Origin of the sequence: Kibdelosporangium phytohabitans (assembly GCF_001302585.1) — a bacterium.
GTDB lineage: Bacteria > Actinomycetota > Actinomycetes > Mycobacteriales > Pseudonocardiaceae > Kibdelosporangium > Kibdelosporangium phytohabitans.
On record NZ_CP012752.1, the window covers coordinates 10,862,342 to 10,883,784 of the forward strand.

The 21,443-nt window shown below is 69.0% G+C and carries 19 protein-coding genes; 10 read left to right on the forward strand and 9 right to left on the reverse strand.

Going from position 1 to position 21,443, the window contains the following annotated elements; all coding sequences use genetic code 11:
* Nucleotides 1–354 precede the first annotated feature (354 nt).
* Both AOZ06_RS48535 and AOZ06_RS57460 read left to right on the forward strand, forming a co-directional pair.
* Nucleotides 355–804, forward strand: a complete 450-nt coding sequence (locus AOZ06_RS48535) for a gamma-glutamylcyclotransferase family protein (RefSeq protein ID WP_054295560.1) — start codon at nucleotides 355–357, stop codon at nucleotides 802–804.
* 90 nt (nucleotides 805–894) lie between these two features.
* Entirely contained in the window at nucleotides 895–1,071 is a 177-nt protein-coding gene (locus AOZ06_RS57460) for a hypothetical protein (protein ID WP_157233656.1), read from the forward strand.
* A 207-nt stretch (nucleotides 1,072–1,278) separates the two neighbouring features.
* On the opposite strand, the gene AOZ06_RS48540 is transcribed toward AOZ06_RS57460, so the two are convergent.
* From AOZ06_RS48540 to AOZ06_RS48560, 5 genes are all read right to left on the reverse strand, one after another.
* Nucleotides 1,279–2,544 carry an amidohydrolase gene (locus tag AOZ06_RS48540; protein ID WP_054295561.1) on the reverse strand — a complete coding sequence of 422 codons (1,266 nt, stop codon included), beginning with the start codon at nucleotides 2,542–2,544 and terminating at the stop codon, nucleotides 1,279–1,281.
* 238 nt (nucleotides 2,545–2,782) lie between these two features.
* Complete coding sequence (locus tag AOZ06_RS48545) at nucleotides 2,783–3,046, reverse strand: hypothetical protein (protein WP_157233657.1); 264 nt, start codon at nucleotides 3,044–3,046, stop codon at nucleotides 2,783–2,785.
* Nucleotides 3,047–3,055: 9 nt separating this feature from the next.
* Nucleotides 3,056–4,033, reverse strand: a complete 978-nt coding sequence (meaB, locus tag AOZ06_RS48550; RefSeq protein WP_054295563.1) for a methylmalonyl Co-A mutase-associated GTPase MeaB — start codon at nucleotides 4,031–4,033, stop codon at nucleotides 3,056–3,058.
* The gene (gene scpA, locus AOZ06_RS48555; protein ID WP_054295564.1) at nucleotides 4,026–6,203 is read right to left on the reverse strand and encodes a methylmalonyl-CoA mutase; all 2,178 of its coding nucleotides are present in this window, start codon (nucleotides 6,201–6,203) and stop codon (nucleotides 4,026–4,028) included. Before scpA ends, meaB begins: the two co-directional genes overlap by 8 nt.
* Nucleotides 6,200–8,044: a methylmalonyl-CoA mutase family protein gene (locus AOZ06_RS48560; RefSeq protein ID WP_054295565.1), complete on the reverse strand. Its 1,845-nt coding sequence runs from the start codon at nucleotides 8,042–8,044 to the stop codon at nucleotides 6,200–6,202. The genes scpA and AOZ06_RS48560 overlap by 4 nt, the downstream gene beginning before the upstream one ends.
* Before the next feature lie 81 nt (nucleotides 8,045–8,125).
* Between AOZ06_RS48560 and AOZ06_RS48565 the strand changes: the two genes are divergently transcribed.
* Nucleotides 8,126–9,871 carry a serine/threonine-protein kinase gene (locus AOZ06_RS48565; RefSeq protein WP_054295566.1) on the forward strand — a complete coding sequence of 582 codons (1,746 nt, stop codon included), beginning with the start codon at nucleotides 8,126–8,128 and terminating at the stop codon, nucleotides 9,869–9,871.
* On the opposite strand, the gene AOZ06_RS48570 is transcribed toward AOZ06_RS48565, so the two are convergent.
* Nucleotides 9,851–10,519 carry a MerR family transcriptional regulator gene (locus AOZ06_RS48570; RefSeq protein ID WP_054295567.1) on the reverse strand — a complete coding sequence of 223 codons (669 nt, stop codon included), beginning with the start codon at nucleotides 10,517–10,519 and terminating at the stop codon, nucleotides 9,851–9,853. The genes AOZ06_RS48565 and AOZ06_RS48570 overlap by 21 nt on opposite strands.
* 111 nt (nucleotides 10,520–10,630) lie before the next feature.
* Here AOZ06_RS48570 and AOZ06_RS48575 point away from each other — a divergent pair, with 111 nt between their 5' ends.
* From AOZ06_RS48575 to AOZ06_RS48595, 5 genes are read left to right on the forward strand one after another with little or no spacing between them, the layout of a single operon-like run.
* A complete protein-coding gene (locus AOZ06_RS48575) occupies nucleotides 10,631–11,557 on the forward strand; it encodes a hypothetical protein (RefSeq protein ID WP_054295568.1) in 927 nt (308 codons plus the stop codon).
* Entirely contained in the window at nucleotides 11,557–11,997 is a 441-nt protein-coding gene (locus AOZ06_RS48580; RefSeq protein ID WP_054295569.1) for an ABA4-like family protein, read from the forward strand. The genes AOZ06_RS48575 and AOZ06_RS48580 overlap by 1 nt, the downstream gene beginning before the upstream one ends.
* Nucleotides 11,994–12,800, forward strand: coding sequence for a purine-nucleoside phosphorylase (locus AOZ06_RS48585; protein WP_179950789.1), 807 nt, complete (start codon nucleotides 11,994–11,996; stop codon nucleotides 12,798–12,800). The genes AOZ06_RS48580 and AOZ06_RS48585 overlap by 4 nt, the downstream gene beginning before the upstream one ends.
* Nucleotides 12,797–14,425, forward strand: a complete 1,629-nt coding sequence (locus AOZ06_RS48590) for a phospho-sugar mutase (RefSeq protein WP_054295570.1) — start codon at nucleotides 12,797–12,799, stop codon at nucleotides 14,423–14,425. The genes AOZ06_RS48585 and AOZ06_RS48590 overlap by 4 nt, the downstream gene beginning before the upstream one ends.
* A 2-nt stretch (nucleotides 14,426–14,427) precedes the next feature.
* Nucleotides 14,428–14,880: a flavodoxin family protein gene (locus AOZ06_RS48595; RefSeq protein WP_054295571.1), complete on the forward strand. Its 453-nt coding sequence runs from the start codon at nucleotides 14,428–14,430 to the stop codon at nucleotides 14,878–14,880.
* Between the two features lie 197 nt (nucleotides 14,881–15,077).
* On the opposite strand, the gene AOZ06_RS48600 is transcribed toward AOZ06_RS48595, so the two are convergent.
* Nucleotides 15,078–15,383, reverse strand: coding sequence for a hypothetical protein (locus tag AOZ06_RS48600; protein ID WP_054295572.1), 306 nt, complete (start codon nucleotides 15,381–15,383; stop codon nucleotides 15,078–15,080).
* A 491-nt stretch (nucleotides 15,384–15,874) separates the two neighbouring features.
* Here AOZ06_RS48600 and AOZ06_RS48605 point away from each other — a divergent pair, with 491 nt between their 5' ends.
* Nucleotides 15,875–19,465, forward strand: coding sequence for a S8 family peptidase (locus AOZ06_RS48605; RefSeq protein WP_054295573.1), 3,591 nt, complete (start codon nucleotides 15,875–15,877; stop codon nucleotides 19,463–19,465).
* Between the two features lie 60 nt (nucleotides 19,466–19,525).
* Entirely contained in the window at nucleotides 19,526–20,044 is a 519-nt protein-coding gene (locus tag AOZ06_RS48610; RefSeq protein ID WP_054295574.1) for a M15 family metallopeptidase, read from the forward strand.
* A 6-nt stretch (nucleotides 20,045–20,050) separates the two neighbouring features.
* Here AOZ06_RS48610 and AOZ06_RS48615 read toward each other — a convergent pair whose 3' ends face one another.
* Together AOZ06_RS48615 and AOZ06_RS48620 are read right to left on the reverse strand one after the other, a co-directional pair.
* Nucleotides 20,051–21,028 (reverse strand): aldo/keto reductase, encoded by a 978-nt coding sequence (locus AOZ06_RS48615; RefSeq protein WP_054295575.1) that lies wholly within the window; start codon nucleotides 21,026–21,028, stop codon nucleotides 20,051–20,053.
* Entirely contained in the window at nucleotides 21,025–21,396 is a 372-nt protein-coding gene (locus AOZ06_RS48620) for a MerR family transcriptional regulator (RefSeq protein ID WP_054295576.1), read from the reverse strand. Before AOZ06_RS48620 ends, AOZ06_RS48615 begins: the two co-directional genes overlap by 4 nt.
* Nucleotides 21,397–21,443 lie beyond the last annotated feature (47 nt).

Below are 21,443 nucleotides of genomic sequence, written 5' to 3' on the forward strand. Positions count from 1 at the left end.
GACGGAACGGAGATCGTTCGGCGAGGTGGGAACTGGGCGGGCGCACGGGCATACAGGCCATCCTTTCGGCGGGGTTGAGGTGAGCGGCGTCCAGGCAGGTGAGCCAACCCTCCGGCAAGGCCGAGGCAAGCGGTGCCTGGGCGCAAGCGGGAGATTGCGAAGTGAGGTCGGGTGGGGTGTGGGTTCGGTGGTTGAGGTGTGGGGTTCGGTGGGCGGGGCGAGCTGTTGCTCGGTGAGTGGGAGGTTGTGCGGTAGGCGTGAGCGGGGGTGGTTGGTGGGGGTTGGCGACGTTCGTCAGGCGACTCCCCGGGCCGCTTCCCGTCGGGGGATGTGTCGGGTCGCTAGGCTGTCCGGGTGCCGCTCTATGCCGCGTACGGGTCCAACATGGATCCCAGCCAGATGCTCGAGCGAGCGCCCTACTCGCCGATGGCGGGTACCGGGTGGCTCGTCGGCTGGCGTTTGACCTTCGGGGGCGAGGACCTCAGCTGGGAGGGCGCGCTCGCCACCGTGGTCGAGGACTCCGAGTCGCAGGTGTTCTGCGTGCTCTACGACGTCAGTCCCCGTGACGAGTCCCGGCTTGATCGCTGGGAAGGTGCGCTGGGTCTGTACAAGAAGATCCGGCTCCGTGTGCAGACGCTGGAGGGTTCGGTCGTCGCCTGGCTCTACGTTCTCGACGCGTACGAGGGTGGTCTTCCCTCCGCGAGGTACCTGGGGGTCGTGGCTGACGCGGCGGAGGCAGCGGGGGCACCGGCCGACTACGTCGCCGACCTGCGGATCAGGCCCTGTCAGGGCATCGGTCCCTGACAGCACTTCCGCCAGCAGGAGCAGGGCCCGTCTCCGGCCGCGCGGGTCGGTGCGGGCGCGGATGCACGCGGCGACTCGCGGGACGAATCCATGATCCGGTGGGTGCCGGGAGGCTGCCTGTCTGAGGCAGCGGAGCGCGACCAGCGGCCTGCCTCGGCACAACACCTCGGCGAGCGCGGGTTCGAGGGCAAGGACGCGCAGGTCGTGCAGGGTTTCCACGTCACGTTCGCGGACCGGGCCGCGGCGGACGGCGATTCCGGGCTGTGAGCGGATTCGGCGACCGGCTGGGACGAGGACGTGCACAGTCGCCTGTTCGGCCGCCTGGCAGCCGTACAGGGCCAACGCTGTGTGGTTGGTGATGACTGCGTCAGGTCCGGCGTTATGGAGGGCTTGGGAGCGGGGGTTTGCCATGCCTCCAGGATCTCGGGAGGCATGGCTTCGGGGCTACTCCGTCATATTCCGCCTGTGGACAACTCAGGAGGCGAGGGCCGTCAGCGCCGTGTGCACCATCACCCTGGTTCCGGTCAGCAGGGCACGCTCGTCCAGCTGGAACGTGGGTTGGTGCAGGTCACGCATGACTCCTTCGCCCGGCCACACACCGAGGCGCGCGAACGAGCCCGGGACGTGCTCGAGGTACCAGCCGAAGTCCTCGCCGCCGGATGACTGCTTGGTCCCGGCCAGCGCGTCGCCGCCCAGCGCGGACTCGATGCCCGCGCGCAGGATCGCGGTGCTCTCGCCGTCGTTGACGACCGGCGGCACACCCCGGCGGTGGTGCAGTTCGTAACCCACGCCCAGCGGCGTCACCAGGGACTGCACCAGGCCCGCGACCAGCGGCTCCAGGTCCTCCCAGACCTCGTGGTCACCGGTGCGCAGCGTGCCGCGCAGGACGCCTTCCTCTGGCACGGCGTTGGGCGCCTCACCCGCATGCACAGCACCCCAGACCAGCACGGTTCCGGAACGGGGGTCGACGCGCCGCGACAGCAGCGCGGGCAGGCCCGTGATGACCGTGCCCAGCGCGTGCACCAGGTCGGCGGTCAGGTGGGGACGGGACGTGTGGCCGCCCGGCGAGGTCAGGCGCAGTTCCAGCAGGTCCGTGGCCGACGTGATCGCGCCGACCCTGGTGCCGACCCGGCCGACCTCGACGCGGGGATCGCAGTGCAGGCCGAAGATCCGCTCGACACCCTTGAGCGCACCCGCTTCGATCATGTCGAGCGCGCCACCTGGCATGACTTCCTCGGCGGGCTGGAAGATCAGCCGCACCCGGCCGGGCAGTTCGGGCGCCGACGCCAGCGCCAGCCCCGCCGCGAGCAGCACGGTCGTGTGCGCATCGTGTCCACACGAGTGCGCTACGCCGTCCACCCTGGACGCGAAGGGCAATCCGGTCGCCTCGTGCAGCGGCAAAGCGTCGATGTCCGCACGCAGTGCGACACAACGGTCACCCGTGCCGACGTCGCAGATCAAACCCGTTCCAGTTGGACCGACGACCGGCTGGAGGCCCGCTGACGCCAGCATCGTCGCGAGCAGTCGAGTTGTCTGGAACTCCTGCCGCGAGAGCTCGGGATGCGCGTGGATGTGGCGGTACCAGGCGACGATGTCGCCGATGCTGCCGGACAGCCAACCGTCCAACCAGGACGGCCCGCGACCGGCGCCGATGTCATCCACAGTGGGCATACTGACGCCGGAATCCGTCAGCAGCACGTCAGGATCGCCCTCCTGGGCGTGCGAGTCCAGAACAGTCATGCCGCACCTCCGCGGCAGCACCACGGAAACGAACCGATGAATCAGTGGTACCGGGGTTGAGCTTCAAGGTTGTCGAGTGAACATCGTGCACGGTCGGCGCAACATAAGTGTCACTCACCACCATCCTGCACCATCTCGCTCGAGCGGGAGTGGTGAAACAGATGATCAAACCGATCGCCGGTAGGGCGGCTGCGCCAAACGGTTGACAGGATTCAGCCAGGCTGAAACACCACCGTCACTAGCCCTTCTTCATGCGCTTGCGCCGGGCCCGGTGGCCGAGGATCACGATACCCAGCAGCACTACCGCGGCGATTCCGATCACCAGGCGCTGCTTCGAGTCGGCCGCGTCCTCGGTCGTCGGCGCCGGGGTGATGTCGGGCCCGGCAGGCGCCGTGGCGGTCTGCTGGGCGTACGGAGCAAGTCCGGCAGGTGCAGCCGTTGCTGCCCCCGAGGGCAGGGAAAAAAGCACAACGAGCACACAAGCGACCACAGCTCGCATCATTCTTTGAGGCTAGCGCACGCCGAACGCTTTGAGGATCCGCTCGGCCGCCAGCGTCGGCGTCAGCCGCCCGTCGCGGACGTCCTGTTCCAGCTCGGGCGCGACGGAGCGGACCTCGGCGTCGTCACGCAATCGGGTCATCAGCGTGTCGCGGACCATCGCCCACGTCCAGTCCACCTGCTGCTGACGGCGTTTCGCGGCGAGCTCACCGGCCTCGTCGAGCGTCCGGTGGTGCCTGCCGACCTCGTCCCACAGTTCGCCCAGCCCCGCACCGGTCAGGCCGCTGCACGTCAGCACGGGCGGCGTCCACAGCTCGTCGCCGCTGCGCAGCAGCCGCATCGCGCCGGAGAGTTCACGGGCCGCGCGGCGCGCTTCCTGCTCGTGCTCGCCGTCGGCCTTGTTGACCGCGACCACGTCCGCCAGCTCCAGCACGCCCTTCTTGATGCCCTGCAGCTGGTCGCCGGTCCTGGCCAGCGTCAGGAACAGGAAGCAGTCGACCATCCCGGCGACGGTGATCTCCGACTGCCCGACACCGACCGTCTCGACCAGCACGATGTCGTAGCCGGCCGCCTCCATCAGCACGATCGTCTCGCGAGTGGCCCGCGCCACACCGCCGAGCGTGCCCGAGGTGGGCGACGGCCGGATGAACGCGTTCCGGTCGACGGCGAGCTTGGCCATCCGGGTCTTGTCGCCGAGGATGCTGCCGCCGGTCCGGCTGGACGACGGGTCCACGGCCAGCACGGCGACCTTGTGCCCGGCTTCGGTCAGCCGCGTGCCGAGCATGTCGATGAACGTCGACTTGCCGACGCCGGGCACGCCCGTGATGCCGACCCGGTGCGCGCCGCCCCCGTGCGGCAGCAGCTCGACCAGCATCTGCTGGGCCTGCTGGCGGTGGTCGGCACGGGTCGACTCGACGAGCGTGATCGCCCTGGACAGGACGGCCCGCTCGCCCGCGAGGACGCCACGGACGAAGCCGTTGATGTCAGGCATGCCCGAGTTGCACCCGCAGCTTCCCCAGCAGGTCGACGACGGCGTCCGCGATCACGGTCCCCGGCGGGAAGATCGCGGCGGCACCGGCCTCGTAGAGCGCGTCGAAGTCCTGCGGCGGGATCACGCCGCCGACCACGACCATGATGTCCGGCCGGTCGTGCGCGGCGAGTTCCTCGCGCAGCGCCGGGACCAGTGTCAGGTGCCCGGCCGCCAGCGAGGACACGCCGACGACGTGCACGTCCGCCTCGATCGCCTGGCGGGCGACCTCGGCGGGGGTCTGGAACAGCGGGCCGACGTCGACGTCGAAGCCGAGGTCGGCGAAGGCGGTCGCGATCACCTTCTGGCCACGGTCGTGGCCGTCCTGGCCCATCTTGGCGACCAGGATCCGCGGCCTGCGGCCCTCGTCGACCGCGAACTCGCCGACGATCCGCCGCGCGGTATCCACATTGGACACGCCAGTTCCGACCTCCTCGCGGTACACACCGGAAATCGTACGGATCTGCCCGGAGTGCCTGCCCCAGACCTTCTCGAGCGCCCCGGAGATCTCACCGACCGTCGCCTTGGCCCGCGCGGCGTCGATCGCCAGCTCCAGCAGGTTGCCGTCGCCCGATGCGGCGGTTTCCAGTCGCCGCAACGCGTCGTCGACCGCGGTGGCGTCCCGTTCGGCGCGCAACCGCTCCAGTTTGGCCAGCTGCCGCGTGCGCACGCCCGCGTTGTCCACTTTGAGCACGTCGATCTGCTCTTCGGTGTCGAGGCGGTACTTGTTGACGCCGATCACCGGCTGGCGGCCGGAGTCGATCCGCGCCTGCGTGCGGGCCGCGGCCTCCTCGATGCGCAGCTTCGGGATCCCGGCGTCGATCGCCTTCGCCATCCCGCCCGCGGTCTCGACCTCGCTGATGTGCCCCCACGCCTTGCGGGCCAGCTCGTAGGTCAGCCGTTCGACGAACGCGCTGCCGCCCCACGGGTCGATCACGCGCGTGGTGCCGGATTCCTGCTGAAGCACGAGCTGCGTGTTGCGGGCGATGCGGGCGGAGAAGTCCGTCGGCAGCGCCAGCGCCTCGTCCAAGGCGTTGGTGTGCAACGACTGCGTGTGCCCCTGGGTGGCGGCCATCGCCTCTACGCACGTGCGCACGACGTTGTTGTAGACGTCCTGCGCGGTCAGCGACCAGCCGGAGGTCTGGCTGTGTGTCCGCAGCGACAACGACTTCTGCGACCTCGGGTCGAACCGGGCGACGAGTTTCGACCACAGCAGCCTGGCCGCGCGCAGCTTGGCGACCTCCATGAAGAAGTTCATCCCGATCGCCCAGAAGAACGACAGCCGCGGCGCGAACTTGTCGATGTCCAGCCCGGCGTCCATGCCCGCGCGGATGTACTCGACGCCGTCGGCCAGCGTGTACGCCAGCTCCAGGTCGGCCGTGGCGCCAGCTTCCTGCATGTGGTAGCCGGAGATCGAGATCGAGTTGTACTTGGGCATGTGCTGCGAGGTGTACGCGAAGATGTCGGAGATGATCCGCATCGAGTTGGCCGGCGGGTAGATGTAGGTGTTGCGGACCATGAACTCTTTGAGGATGTCGTTCTGGATGGTCCCCGCCAGCTTCTCCGGCGGCACACCTTGCTCCTCCGCGGCGACCACGTACAGCGCGAGCACCGGCAGCACGGCGCCGTTCATGGTCATCGACACGCTCATCTGGTCGAGCGGGATGCCCTCGAACAGCTGCCGCATGTCGTAGATGGAGTCGATCGCGACACCGGCCATGCCGACATCGCCGGTCACGCGCGGGTGGTCGGAGTCGTATCCGCGGTGCGTGGCCAGGTCGAACGCGACCGAGAGACCTTTCTGACCGGCCGCGAGGTTGCGGCGGTAGAACGCGTTGGACTCCTCGGCGGTGGAGAACCCCGCGTACTGGCGGATGGTCCACGGCTGGGTCGCGTACATCGCCGGGTACGGGCCACGCAGGTACGGCGCGATGCCCGGATAGGTGTCGAGGAAGTCGAGTCCGTCGAGGTCCTCCGCGGTGTAGACGGGCTTGATCCCGATGCCCTCCGGGGTTTCCCAGACCAGGGCGTCCGGGCCCTTGCCGGTGGACTCGGCCAGCGCGGCCTGCCACTCACCCGGGCCGGCCGGTGTCGGCTCGCCGAGGGGGACAGTCGTGAAATCGGGGATCGTCATGCGCCCACTCCCAACGCCTTCAGGGTATCCCGCAGCACGGTCAGCACGTCGCAGCCGATGTGGATGTACCCGTCGACGCCCTCATACTCGCCCTTGCCCGCCACCAGGATCTTCTTCGCGCCTGCTGTACGCAGCGCCTCGACCGTGTCCGGTACGCGCTCGGCGTACAGCGCGTCCGTTCCGCACACGCAGGCCACCTGCGTGCCGCTCGCGGCGAACGCCTCCGCCACCTCGTCCGCTGTGGATGTGGCGCCCGCGTTCGGTGTCTCGATGCCGCCCGCCTGGAACAGGTTCGCCGCGAACGTGCCACGCGCGGTGTGTGCGGCGACCGGGCCGAGCGTGGCGAGGAAGACCTTCGGGCGTTGCGGCTGCGCGTCGGCCAGATCACGCAGCTCCTCGTACGCCCCGGCCAGTCTGACCTGCGGGAGCCCACCGGACGGCCCGGCGGGAGCCTGTTCGCGGATTGGGAGCTTCTCGGTGAGGTTCGGGAACTCGCTGACGCCGGTGAGCGGGTCCTTGCGGCGGGCGATGTTGCGGGAGCGGCGCTGCCACGTCTCCGCGAGCTTGTCCTCGACCAGGCCGGAGTCCAGCGCCGCGGCCAGCCCGCCCGCGCCTTCGATCGTCTGGAAGAACGCCCACGCGGCGTGTGCGAGGTCATCGGTGAGGCGTTCGACGTAGTACGAGCCGCCAGCCGGGTCGATCACCCCGGCCACCTTGGATTCCTCGAGCAACACGGCCTGGGTGTTGCGGGCGATCCGCCGCGCGAAGTTGTCGGGCAACCCGATGGCGTCGTCGAACGGCAGCACCGTCACCGAGTCGGCACCGCCGACACCTGCGGCGAAGCAGGCCAACGTGGTGCGCAGCATGTTCACCCACGGGTCGCGGCGCGTCATCATCACGGGCGACGTGACCGCGTGCTGGCGTTGCGGCACGGTCGGGGCGCCGGACACTTCGAGCACACGCCCCCACAAGCGCCGGGCGGCCCGCAGCTTCGCGATGGTGCTGAACTGGTCGGCTGTCGCGGCGTACCGGAATTCCAGCTGTTCAGCGGCCTTCTCGACGCTCAGGCCCGCAGCGGTGAGCGCGCGGAGGTAGGCGACCCCAGTCGCGATGGACAACCCCAGTTCTTGCGAGTCCGACCCGCCTGCCTGGTGGAACGGCAGCGCGTCGGCCACCAGCGTGCGCAGCCTGGGAAATTCGCCGGACACCCGTACGGCGAGCTGGATGGCCCCGTCGAGGTCCTGGTCGGCGCCGGTGCGGGCGCGCAGGCCAATTGGGTCGGCGCCCAGGTTCCCGCCGACCTCGCTCGCCGGGATGGCTTTGTCCGAGTGCACTTCGAGCAGGGCGTCCGCGGCCTCGAGGAAACCGGCTCCCGCGTCCAGCACGACCGGCGCCAGGTCGATGTAGACCTCGTCGAGCACGTCCTCCAGCGCGCCGATCGGCAGTCCCGCGTCGCCGACGACCAGCCACAGCGAGGTCACGCCATGTTCGAGGTCGGTCAGGACGGACTTCTTGGCCGTGGCCGGATCCGGGTGGGCGTGCCGCTGGCGGACATCCCAGCCGGTGGTGACGGCGCCTTCCGGGCGGCTCGCGCGCACGAACGGCGGCAGCCCCGGCATGCCTGCCGCGGGCGCCGCGTCCTGCCGTGTATACAGCGGGTGCACAAGGATGTCGTCGTAGGTCTTCGTCGCGATCTTCTCGGCAGCGTCGCCGTCGAAGCCGACAGGCAAGCGTCCGGACTTGCGCAGCACACCCGCGACCAGTTCCTGCCACTGCGCGAGCTGGGGCGTGGGGAACTGCGCGGCGAGGACGAGCTCTTCCTGCTCGGGCGCCTGACTCATACCTTGCGATGCTAACGATGGTTGGGTGCACGAACATGTGACTCGGACCATTTCGATGGGGTGGACAGGGGTGTCGGCACAATGGGGGACGTGGTGTCCGAGACCGACGCGCAGCAGGCCGCACAGCCGGACGAACGGCTGATCGCGGACCGGTACCGCCTGGTCAGCGTGATCGGGCGCGGTTCGATGGGCACGGTGTGGCGCGCGTACGACGAGTTCCTGCACCGCCCGGTCGCGGTCAAGGAGATCCGCCTGCCACCTGGCATGCCCGAGGAACAGGCCGACGAGGTCCGCGAACGCACGTTGCGCGAAGCCCGCGCGATCGGCTCGCTGTCGCACCCGAACGTGGTCACCCTGCACGACATCGCCCACGAGAACGGCGACCCCTACGTCGTGATGGAGCTCGTGCCCGGCAGCAGCCTCGCCCACCTGCTGCGGTCGATGGGCCCGATGGGCACGACCCAGGTCGCGGCGGTCGCCGACGCGGTGGCGGCCGCGTTGCAGGCCGCGCACCAGGCAGGCATCACGCACCGGGACGTCAAACCCGCGAACGTGCTGATCGCCACGGACGGCCGGATCAAGCTGGCCGACTTCGGCATCGCCCGCAACATCTCCGAGAACACGCTGACCAAGACCGGGATCACGCTCGGGTCGCCCGCGTACATCGCGCCGGAGGTGGCCTCCGGTGGCGAGGTGACGACCAACGCCGACCTGTGGAGCCTCGGCGCGACGCTGTTCGCGGCTTTCGAGGGGCGGGCGCCGTACGACCCGGACGGCGACGTCATCGCCACCTTGCTCGAAGTGGTCAACGGGGACGTCCCGCGGCCGGAGTCGGCTGGTGAGATGACCGACGTCGTCTCCGGCCTGATGATCAAGGAACCGACCGGGCGGATGTCGTTGTCCGAGGTCCGCAGGCGGATCTACGGCCTGTTGCCGGAGCCGGGCACGTCGCCGTTCTCGATGGAGCAGATCGCCGAGGCGGACAACTTCGTCCCCGACCCGAAGCCCGAACCCGAAGCTGAGCCAGAGCCTGAGCCCGTGGACGAAGCGCCCGCGCCGCTGGCCGACGACTCCGGGCCGTCGCTGGCCGCGGATCCCGGGCCGCTGCCGTTCACCCCGACGCCCGTGTCCTTCGACGAGCGGGCCTGGGTCCGCCGTGGCGTACCCCGGCCGTTGATCTACGCGGCAGCGGTCGTGCTGTTCGTCGCCGCGGCGGGTGGCGGGTTCGCGGCGGCGAGGTACGCGAACGGGAAGCCGTTGATGCCCGCCAAGCAGACAGTGATCGAGCAGCCTGTCGTCGACGCGCCGTCGCCCGCTCCGGTCGGTGACTTCGTGGTCCGCAAGGGGCAGGCGTCGACGCTGAAGGGCAAGCAGGGCGGGACGTTCAGCATCAGGGTGCCACCCGGCTGGGAGGAGTTCGTCGTGGAGGAGCGGCAGTCCAAGACCCTGCCGCAGAGCACCCGCGTGCACTACCTCTCGCCGGACGGCCGGTACCAGTTGACGGTCGAGCGCTTCCCCGGGTTCTACCCCACTCGCCGGATCGCCAAGGAGTACGAGACGGCGCTAGCCGCGACCTGGCCGACCAAGGACGCTTACGTGGCAAGCGATCCGCAGCCGCTCCCGGCAGGCAACGGGCTGGACTCGGGCGTGTACAAGAAGTACAACACGGTCGACGCCGGGTCGTTGCGGCGTACGACCTACAGCAACGTCATCCCGATCAGCACGGACCTGTGGGTGGTCAGCCTGACCGTTCCGACCGTGGAGGAAGACACGGGCAAGGGCACGCTGTTCGACCAGATCGCGCCGTCATTCACGACGACTCCCTGACTGCTTGGGTTCGTCGTAGCCGGCGGTGACCCCGAGCACGTTCGCGGTGGCGTGCTGGTGCGCGAGCCTGCGCAGCGCGCCGAGCATGGCGTCGCCGAGGACGGTGCCGACCACCACGCCTTCGACCGTGTCCTCGATGCCACGGCCCCTCGCCACTCGCTTGACGTCTTCCTCGGCGATCTCCTCGGCGTGCGGGGCGTACCGTTCCACCAGGTCAGCGAGGTCTTCGCGGTCCAGTTCGTACAGCGAGACGAGGGCCGCGACCAGCGTCTGGGCGGGCGGGCTGTTGACGTTGGCGTGCCAGCCCCGATCGGCCAGCAGCCGGGCGACGCGTCCGGTCGCCCGCTCCCACAGGGCGCCTTCCCGCATCCCGCTCGGCGGCTCGATGCTGTGCTGGACCGCGCCGAGCACCTCGAACGGTTGCTCCGGTGAGTCGACCGCGTCGAGCACGTCCCTGACCTTGGCGATCGGCAGGCCGCCGACATCGGCGAGCGCCCGGATCATCCGCAGCCTGCGGATGTGCGAGTCGTCGTAGACGGCCTGGTTGGGGCTGGTCCGTTCGCCGGGCAGCAGCAGGCCTTCGCGCAGGTAGTACTTGATCGTCGGTACCGGTACGCCGGTCCGCCTGCTCAGTTCGGCCATCCGCATCCGCGCCTCCGGGACTTGCTTGGAACGTTCTCAGGATGGATAGTGTACATATCGATAGCGGATAGCTTTACTATCCAAGCTGTTGTCCATTGTCTCGCCGAGGGGAACCCGATGTCATTGCGACAGGAAGTCCGCACGTGGAACCGGCCGTTACTCGTGCTCGCCGGCCTCGCACTCGCCCAACTGGTGCTGTCGATCGGCGGGCTGGTGGTCGACGACCGCGTCCTGATCGGAGATCCGATCTGGCTCAAGCCGTTCAAGTTCGCCGTGTCGATCGCGGTGTACGCAACCACCCTGGCCTGGATGGTTTCCTTGCTGCGCAAGGGAAAACGGGTCGTCGCGGTGATGGTGTGGGTGACCGTGGCCGCGATGGTGCTCGAGATGATCGCGTTGGTCCTGCAGACCATCCGCGGCGTGCCGAGCCACTTCAACGCCTCGCCCGGCTTCGACGGGTTCGTGTTCTCGATGATGGGCAACGCGATCGCGGCGCTGTGGGTGGCCAACGTGGTCATCGCGGTCATGCTGGTGCGGCAGCGGGTGCTGGACGCGCCGATGCGCTGGGCGATCCGGATCGGACTGGTGCTGGCGCTGATCGGGATGGCAGTGGCGTTCCTGATGCCGGCGCCCACGCCCGAACAGCTCGAACTGCTGCGCAACGACATCGAGCCCGGCATGATCGGCGCCCACTCGGTCGGCGTGCCCGACGGCGGCCCGGGCATGCCGATCACCGGCTGGAGCACGGTCGGCGGCGACCTGCGCATCCCGCACTTCATCGGAATCCACGCCATGCAGGTACTCCCGTTGCTGGCGTTGTTCCTGCGGCGGCGGTTCGGTGCCGAACAGGTACGCACCCGGCTGGTGCTGATCGGCGGCTTGTTCTACACCGGCCTGCTCGCTTTGCTGTTGTGGCAGGCGTTGCGCGGGCAGTCGCTGATCGCACCCGACGGGCTCACCCTGGGTGCGCTGGCGGTACTGGTGATCGGGTCGGCGGGCGCGGGCGCGGCGGCCATCCGCACGAAAGAGAAAGCGCTGGTGTGATGTCCTTCCTGTTCCAGCTCAGCTTCTACCTGGCAGCACCGTTCTGGGCGTTGATGATCCTCGCGCCCGGCTGGTCGTGGACCCGCCGGATCGTCGGCTCGCCGCTGATCGCCGCGCCGATCGCACTGCTCTACCTGGTGATCGCGATCCCGATCGTGGCCGACGTCCTGCCGCTGGTGACCCAGCCGACGCTGGCCGGACTGCAGCAGGCCATGGGCGACGGCGCGGCGGCAACGCTGGTGTGGGCGCACATCATCGCGTTCGACCTGTTCGTCGGCCGGTGGATGTACCTCGAGTCGCGCGGGCGGGTGCACCCGCTGGTGATGGCGCCGGTGCTGGTGCTGACAATCCTGTTCGCACCGATCGGGTTCCTCGTGTTCCTCGTGGTTCGCCAGTCGGCAAGGAAGAGCCCGCGGGTTGACGTAGGCTCCCGACCGTGACCGGTACAGAGCAAGACCCACAGATCCTCGCGAAATCGGCCGCCGAAGCGCTGGCTGACCGGACCGGCTCGGCCGAGCACGACATCGCCATCGTGCTCGGCTCGGGCTGGCGGCCCGCGGCCGACGAGATCGGCACGGACGGGACCGAAGTGCCCGTGTCCGACCTGCCCGGTTTCCTGCCGCCGGTGGTGGCGGGGCACGGCGCGACCGTCCGATCGGTCACGGTCGGCGAGAAGCGGGTCCTGCTTATGCTGGGCCGGACGCACCGCTACGAAGGACACCCGGTGCAACGGGTCGTGCACGGCGTGCGGACCGCGGCGGCGGCCGGGTGCAAGACGATCGTGCTCACCAACGCGGCGGGCGGGATCCGTGAGGGCTACTGGGTCGGCCAGCCGGTGCTGATCAGCGACCACATCAACCTGACGGCCGCTTCCCCGCTGGTCGGCGCCGAGTTCGTGGACCTGACGGATCTGTACTCGTCCCGGCTGCGTGACGTGGCACGTGGCATCGACTCGTCACTGCAGGAAGGCGTGTACGCGGGTCTGCCGGGGCCGCACTTCGAGACCCCCGCCGAGATCCGGATGCTGCGCTCGTTCGGTGCCGACCTGGTCGGCATGTCGACCGTGCTCGAAGCGATCGCCGCGCGTGCCGTGGGGATGGAGGTGTTCGGCCTGTCGATGGTGACCAACCTGGCGGCCGGGCTGAGCGGCGAGCCGCTCAACCACCTCGAAGTGCTGGAAGCGGGCAAGCAGGCCGCGGCCAAGACCGGCAAGCTGCTGCGTGAGCTGGTGGTCCGCGCGTGAGGCTGACGCCGCAACTGCGCGACAAGGCGTTCCGCTGGATCGCCGACGACGTCGACCCGGCGGCCCGCACGGAGCTGCAGCAAGTGCTCGCTCGCGCGATGGGCGGCGCGCCGGAAGCGCTGGCCGAACTGGAGGACCGGATGTCCGGCCCGCTGACCTTCGGCACGGCCGGGCTGCGCGGGCCGGTCCGGGCCGGTGTCAACGGGATGAACCGGTCGGTGGTCGTGCGGACGACGTACGGCGTCGCGACCTGGCTCGTCCACAAGGGACACGGCGGCGGCCTTGTCGTCGTCGGCCGGGACGCCCGCAACGGCTCGGCGGAGTTCTTCCGCGACGTGGTCGCCGTCCTGACCGCGGCCGGGTTCCAGGTCTGCCAGCTCGACGGCCCGCTGCCGACGCCGATCACCGCGTTCGCCGTGCGCCACCTCGGCGCGGTGGCCGGAATCCAGATCACGGCGTCGCACAACCCACCGGCGGACAACGGTTACAAGCTCTACGACGCGGACGGCACGCAGATCGTCCCGCCGGACGACCGCATCATCGAAGCCGCGATCCGTGACGCGCCGGCGGCCGTGTCGATCCCCCGGACGGAGATCCCGCCGTCGACCCGGCAGGACGTCGTCGACGCCTACCTGTCCCGTGTGGCCACACTGCCCCGCGGTGTCGACAAGGACATCAAGGTGGTGCTGACCCCGATGCACGGCGTCGGCGGTGACACCGCACTGAAAGCGTTGCACCAGGCCGGTTTCACCGACGTGGCACTGGTCGCGGCGCAGGCGGAGCCGGACCCGGTGTTCCCGACAGTGGCCTTCCCGAACCCGGAGGAGCCAGGCGCCGCGGACCTGCTGCTGTCCACAGCGGAGGAAGCCGCCGCGGACCTGGCGATCGCGCTGGACCCGGACGCGGACAGGTGCGCGTTGGGCGTACGGGACAACGGCACGTGGCGGATGCTCCGCGGCGACGAAACCGGTGTCCTGCTCGGCAACCACATCCTCGCCGCCGGGACACCGGACGCACTGGTCGCGACCACGATCGTCTCGTCCTCACTGCTCGGCTCGATCGCGGCGGCGCACGGCGCACGCTACGCCGAAACCCTGACCGGCTTCAAATGGCTGGTGCGCGCGGGCGAAGGACTGGTCTTCGCCTACGAAGAAGCCCTCGGCAACAGCGTCGACCCATCCCAGGTGCGTGACAAGGACGGGATATCGGCGGCCGTGGTGGCGTGCGACCTGGCCGCGACCCTGAAGGCGGCGGGCCGGACGCTGCTGGACGTCCTCGACGACCTCGCGGTGGCGCACGGCGTGCACGTGACCGACCAGGTTTCGTTGCGGGTCACCGACTTGCCGCTGATCGGCCGACTGATGGCGAAGCTGCGGTCCGCCCCGCCGACGGCACTGGCCGGGGTGCCGGTCACCGCTGAAGACCTGTTGCCCGAGGCTGACGTGCTGCGGCTGACAGGCGAGGGTGTGCGCGTGGTGGTTCGTCCTTCGGGCACGGAACCCAAGCTCAAGGCGTACCTGGAAGTCGTCTCGCCCGTCGATGGCGATCTGGGCGCCGCACGGTCAGCGGCGCGGGCGAAACTGGCCGAACTGCGCGCCTCGGTCGCCGAGTTGCTGGGAGTCTGAGCATGCCGCGCCTGCTGATCGTGCACCACACGCCGTCACCAGGCATGCAGACGATGTTCGAAGCCGTGGTCTCCGGCGCGACCGCGCCGGAGATCGAAGGCATCGAAGTCGTACGCCGTCCCGCCCTGGCCGCCACAGCGTCGGACGCCCTCGACGCGGACGGTTACATCCTCGGCACCCCGGCCAACATCGGCTACATGTCGGGGGCGTTGAAGCACTTCTTCGACCAGATCTACTACCCCTGCCTGGATTCCACCCGCGGCCGGCCATACGGCCTCTATGTGCACGGCAACGAGGGCACGGAAGGAGCCATTCGCGCCGTCGGGTCGATCGCGACAGGCCTGGGCTGGACGAAGGCCTTCGAGCCGGTCAACGTCGTTGGCACACCTGCGAAGCAGGACGCCGAGGCCTGCTGGGAGCTCGGTGCCACCGTCGCCGCGAGCCTGATGCCGTGACCCGATCACCGGTCTTCGACGGCGCGATGAACCCGGCGTACGAGATCGGCCGCCCAACCGGTAGAACGGTGCGCCTGCGGCATGGCGGAGAACCCGTTCCCGGCTTCTCTTCGCGCCAGCTCTTCGAATCCGAGAATCCCGAGTACGTGGCCGCGCTCCAACCCCCGGAAACCGTCCGTGTACCAGTAACCTGAAACTCAAGCCGTGGAACAGACGGTCCGGGTCATCGCCTGTCCGGCCGATGCGATCGCTCTGCCGAGATTCCGGTCGGCGGCGTATACGTTGCCGTTGGCCAGCACCAGCCAACCGAGATACTGGCTCACCTCACTGGCGAGCGACTTCGTCGGCCTGTCCAGTCCGCTGCCCGCTTCATGGACAGTCGCGAGTGACAGGTCACGCAGGCCGCGAATCGCCACCGGCACGAGTGCGGGGCCGACAGTGTCTTCGAGGCGGCGAGTCGCGCCGAGAATCGCAGCGATGCTGTTCAGGCTGGTGCGATCCACTCGTGCTGGTCTGATCGCCACGAATGCCAGGCGTTCGAGATCGATTCCCAGAATCCGCTCGTACGCCCGGACATGTTCGGGCAGAATGGTTCTCTCGCCGTTCTCCAGATATCCCAGGAGAGTCTCGGAGTAGTGCGCCCGCTCGCCATCTCGGCCAGACCCGGCCCCGCGGCCATTCGCGCACGGGTGGCGTGGCGTACCCGGACGAGTCGCTGGTCGGCGTCCACCGTCAGCTCCACACCGGCTCGGGGTCGTCGCGCCCGGCGGCAGTCGGCAAAGCAATTCTCACCTTCGAGAGTCCCGCAGCTCGCTGGCTTCTGGCCACCGGCTTGGTGCGACAGCTCCGGAAGTGCCGCATCGTGCCGCTGGGTGAATCTTGACGCACCGCGATGTCCAGGGGCCTGATCAAGGATGCAACCCCGGGGAGCTACGCACCGTGAGCAGAGGTGAGCCGGCGGTGGGCGTCGGCTTACGTCTAGCTGAGGACTCCAATGGGCAGAAAGCAGTGCGCGGTCCTGACAGCCGCGTTGACCGCTGCCGGGCTGGTGGTTTCACCGGTCGCCGGTGCGGCTGAGCTCGAACCGGGGAATGCCGCCGCTGAGTCGCGGGGTGTGGTCACGCTCATCACCGGTGACCAGGTGCGGGTCGCGGGTGACCGGGCTGCCGGTGTGCGGATGGCCAAGGGCCGTGAGCATGTGCGGGTATGGCAGTACCAGTTGAACGGGCATGACTACGTCGTTCCCGATGACGCCATGCGCCGGGTTTCGGCGAATACGCTGGACAAGCGGTTGTTCGATGTCACTGGGCTTGTCCGGCAGGGATACGACGACGCTCGCGCGTCCGTTGTCCCGACCATCGTCACGAGTGGGGCCAATCGGCGCGGCAGCGGTATCCAGGCTGTCGATGTGCCCAAGGCAGAGGCTGCCAGGGCTTGGCAGTCGCAGAACCGCGCCGCCGCCGCTGGGCAGAAGGTGTGGCTGAACGGCAAGGTCCAGCCCACTCTCGACCAGAGCGTCAAGCAGGTCGGTGCGCCGCAGGCATGGGAGCGGGGTTTACGGGCTGACGGTGTCAAGGTCGCGGTTCTCGACACCGGTGCCGACTTGAACCACCCGGATCTGAAGTCCAAGGTCGATGTCACGAAGAACTTCACCGACGAGGACGACCGGGACCGTTCGGGGCACGGCACGCACGTGGCCAGCACCATCGCGGGTACGGGTGCCGCCTCCAACGGCAAGTACACCGGTGTCGCGCCTGGCGCGAGGCTGATGGTCGGCAAGGTCCTCGGCGACTACGGCGGCATGGAGTCGTGGATCATCGACGGCATGCGTTGGGCTGTCGACAACGGCGCCAAGGTCGTGAACATGAGCCTCGGTGGCGGTGTCACCGACGGCACCGATCTGTTGTCGCAGACGGTGAACGAGCTGTCGGAGTCCTCCGGCGCGCTGTTCGTCATCGCGGCGGGCAACAACGGCGCGCCCGAGAGCGTCGGGTCTCCCGGCACCGCAGACCGGGCGCTCACGGTCGCCAACGTCACCAAGTCCGACCAGCTCAGCGTCAGCTCGAGCCAGGGCCCGCGGGCCGGTGACCACGGGCTCAAGCCCGAGATCTCCGCGCCCGGCACGGACATCGTCGCGGCACGGGCCCAAGGCACCCTGACTGCGTTCTCCGTCAACGAGCACTACGCCAAGATCTCCGGCACGTCCATGGCCACCCCGCACGTCGCCGGGGCGGCGGCCATCCTGGCCGGGCAGCATCCACAGTGGACGGGCGAGCAGCTGAAGAACGCCCTGATCGGCTCGGCCAAGCGCTTGCCCGGCATCGACACCTACGCGCAGGGCTCCGGGCGGCTGGACATCGCCCGCGGCGTCAGCCAGCAGGTCAGGGCGGAAGGTCTGCTCGCGTTCGGCAACGTCTGGGGCAAGCAGGACGCCACCCGCAAGGTCACCTACGTCAACGACGGTCCGAAGCCGATCGAGCTCACCCTGACGATCGACGCGCAGAAGAAGCACGGCGGACCGGCGAACCTTTTCACCACCGGCAAGACCGTCACCGTTCCGGCCAACGCAACCGCGTCGGTCACGGTCAACGCCAAAGCGACCGAGCAGCCGGCCGGCGAGTTCCACGGTGTCCTGCGCGCGCAGGCCGGTGATGTCGTGCTGACCACGCCGTTGACCGCGAACCTCAAAGGCGCCAAGAACACGCTCACGGTCAAGGTGCCGCCGCGGGACGGCGATCCCTTCGCCGCCCTCGTCATCGTGCAGAACGAGGAAACCGGTGTGTCGGACGGACTCGTGACCTACACGGGTGAGACGACCTTCGAACTGCCCGCGGGCAAGTACCGTGCGCTCGGGCAGATCGTGGACATGTCCGCCTCGACCCTGTTCGCTCTGCCGGTGTCGGTTTCCGGTGCGACCGAACTCTCGGTGGACACCAAGCAGGGCAAGAAGGTCACCGCGAACATCGACGACCCCGATGCGCGCCCGCAGCTGGGCGGGGGGACCGGCGTGCTGTCCGATGTGGACGAGACTGGCCCTCGCCTCGGTGCGGCCGTGCTGTCGGGCGGGCCGCCGCAGAACCTGTACGCCCTCGGCGGCCAGCGGATGCGGGGGCTGAGCCTGAACTCGTCGCTCTACTTCACGTACCCGTGGGCGATCACCACAGTCAACGGCGCGGGCGGCTACGAGTTCCGTGACACCTACGCCCCGTTCGACCTGGACCTGCCCGCGCAGTTGACCGCGCGGGTGGTCGACGTCGGTGAGGCCGACGCCGAGTCGATCGCCAAGGCGGGCGACGTGTCCGGTGCGATCGCGTTGATCACCCCGAAGGACTTCAGCGCCCCGGTATACCCGCCGATATCGCAACTGCGCGACGGGATCGAACTGCTGAAGAGCAAGGGCGCACGCGCCGTCGTCTCGTTCTTCAACCCCGCCGCCGACGACGGCGCGCCGCCCGCGTTGAGCACGGTGCTGGCGTTCTGGCCGCAGGACTTGCAAGGCGTGCAGAACCTGTTGAAGCAGCGCCCGGTCGAGCTCACCCTCACCACCCGGCCCAACAGCCCGGTCGCGTACTTCCTCAGCGACTCGGTGCGGGGCGTTGTGCCGACCGGGCACGACTTCCGGTACCGGAAGGACACGCTCGGCCGGGTCGACCGGCAGATCAACAACACCTTGCCGAAGGGCGTATACCGCTACCAGCCGGCGTCGCTCACCGCGAACGGGCTCATCGCCAACATGGACGTGGAGACGAAGTGGCCGCAGCGCCGCACCGACTACGTCACCGCGGGCGCGGAGCTGCTGCTGTTGTCGTCGGCCGGCTTCGACGAGAACGGCGGTTTCGGCAACGAGGTCACGCTCCCGGTCAAGCTCAAGCCGGGTGAGCGGCGGACGTCCAAGCTGTTCACGGCCCCGTTCGGCCCGGAGCTGACGCAGCCTCCGGTCAGCCGCCAGGACGGCAAACCCGTCCCGTCCGCCTACCGGCTCGGCGACAAGGTCACCGTGGCCATCCCGATGTTCGCCGACAGCGACCCCGGCAACGCGGCCCAGTTCGACGAAACCAACACGGGCAGCACAGTGTTGGTCAAGGACGGCAAGGAGATCGGGCGGCGCGGTGACCGTCCGGCGCTGGGCGAGTTCGCCGTTCCCGCCGGGCCGGGCAGGTTCAAGCTGATCGCGGACGCCAACCGGCCGCAGTCGGAGCTGCTGGCACCGCCGTTGTCGCCGCGCACCCGCGCGGAGTGGACGTTCCAGGCGCCGGCGGGCAACGACCAGCGGCTCGCGTTGCCGTTGCTGGACATCCGCTTCGACCTGCCGCTCGACGACAACAACACCGCGGCGGCGGGCAAACCGTTGTCCGGCAAGGTCAACGCGACCCATCAGCCTGGCGCCAGGCAGTCGTGGGTCGTCGACACGTCGGTGGAGGTCTCCTTCGACGATGGCAAGACCTGGCAGCGCGCCAGGGTGCACGGTGACCGCGTGGAACTCCCGGCCGGTCAGGGCGGATTCGCGTCCCTGCGGGCCACCGCGCGGGACGTCGAGGGCAACTCGGTGACGGAGACGGTCATCCGGGCGTACGCCATCAAGTAGCGGCTGTTACAGAACCAGGACATTCCACGGATAGGGCGAGGACACCAGCGCGCGAGAGTCATGGCCGTGAAATCGGCTCTCGTCGTACTGGTCCTCGTCCTTTCCGCTGCCTGCAGCGCGCAAGCCGCGCCGACGGCCCGGCCCGAGGACGGTGATGTCGAGACCGGCGGTATCTCGCCGTTCGACAACGACCACCCCGCCATCCGCAACCTCGATCCGGCGCTGCGGGAAGCCGTTCAGCAGGCGGCGAAGGAAGCCAGAGCGGCCAGGGGCATCGACGCCAGGGTGACGTCCGGCTGGCGCAGCAGGCGGTACCAGCAGCGCCTGCTCGACGAAGCGGTCGGGAAACACGGCAGCGTCGACGAAGCGCGGAAACTCGTCAACACACCGGAGAAGTCCACGCACGTCAGCGGCAAAGCCGTCGACATCGGACCGACCGACGCCGCCGACTGGTTCAGCCGGAAGGGATCCCGGTTCGGCCTGTGCCAGATCTACGCCAACGAGATGTGGCACATCGAACTGGCCACCACACCCGGCGGCGAATGCCCGCCGCTGCTGAGCAACGCCGCCGCCGGGTAGGCCCGGCTACTTGCCGACCAGTTTGGACAGGTCGGGCGAGTACCGCGCACCCGCGAAGTCCTGTGCCACCGAGGTGATCGCCGCGAGGTCGTCGGCGGTCAATTCGATCGTGGCCGCCGCGACGTTCTCGGCCAGGTACGTGCGGCGCTTGGTGCCGGGGATCGGCACGACGTCGTCACCCTGGTTCTGCACCCACGCCAGGGCCAGTTGCCCAGGAGTGATGCCGAGCTTGGCCGCGACGGCTGTCAGCGCTTCGACGATGGCCTGGTTGCGGTCGCGGTTCTCGCCGGTGAACCGCGGCAGCTTGGCCCGCATGTCGCCGTCGCCGAACTCCGCCGAGCTCAGGCGCCCGGTCAGGAAACCGCGTCCCAACGGGGAGAACGGCACGATCCCGACCCCGAGTTCACGGCACGTGGCGAGGATGTCGCCCTCGATGTCCCTGGTCCAGAGCGACCATTCGCTCTGCAGCGCGGTCACCGGGTGCACGGCGTACGCGCGGCGGATGGATTCCGCGCCTGCCTCGGACAGGCCGATGTGGCGGACCTTGCCCGCCTCGACCAGCGACGCCATCGCACCGACGGTCTCCTCCACGGGCACAGCCGGGTCGATGCGGTGCGCGTAGTAGAGGTCGATGTGGTCGACGCCGAGACGCCGCAGCGACGCGTCGCACGCCGAGCGCACGTATTCGGCGTCGCCGCGGACCCCGCCGTCGTCGGGGTCGAGGATGCGCTTGAACCCGAATTTGGTGGCCAGGACCACCTCGTCGCGCCGGGTCCTGATCGCCTCGCCGACCAGTTGCTCGTTGTGGCCCAGGCCGTAGACGTCCGCCGTGTCCAGCAGCGTGACGCCCGCGTCGATGGCCGCGTTGATCGTCGCGACGGACTCGTCGCGGTCGGCGGGCCCGTAACTCTGGCTCATCCCCATGCACCCGAGGCCCTGTGCACTGACCTCGAGGCTTCCCAGCACGCGGGTGGGCAGTGTCATGCGGAGGCCTCCTGCACCATGTCGTCGTAGAGGTTGATCTTGTAGTTCAGTGCTTCGAGACAGGTCTGCAGCTCGGCTATCCGGTTGAGCACGTCCTTGCGGTGGTCGATCAGGATCTGGCGGCGCCGGGAGTTGGTCCCGGCCCCGCGCATCCGCAGCTGGGCGTACTCGCGCATCATCCGGATCGGCATCCCGGTGGTGCGCAGCTTGGTGAGGAACTCCAGCCAGGACAGGTCCTCGTCGGTGTAGCTGCGCCTGCCACCCGAGTCCCTGGCGGGGGGCTCGACCAGGCCGATCCGTTCGTAGTAACGCAGGGTGTCAATCGACAACCCACTGCGTTCGGCAGCTTGGGCGATCGCGTATGTCACGCCCTCGACGCTAGAACCTGGAGTGCACTCCAGGTCAAGTCGATTGC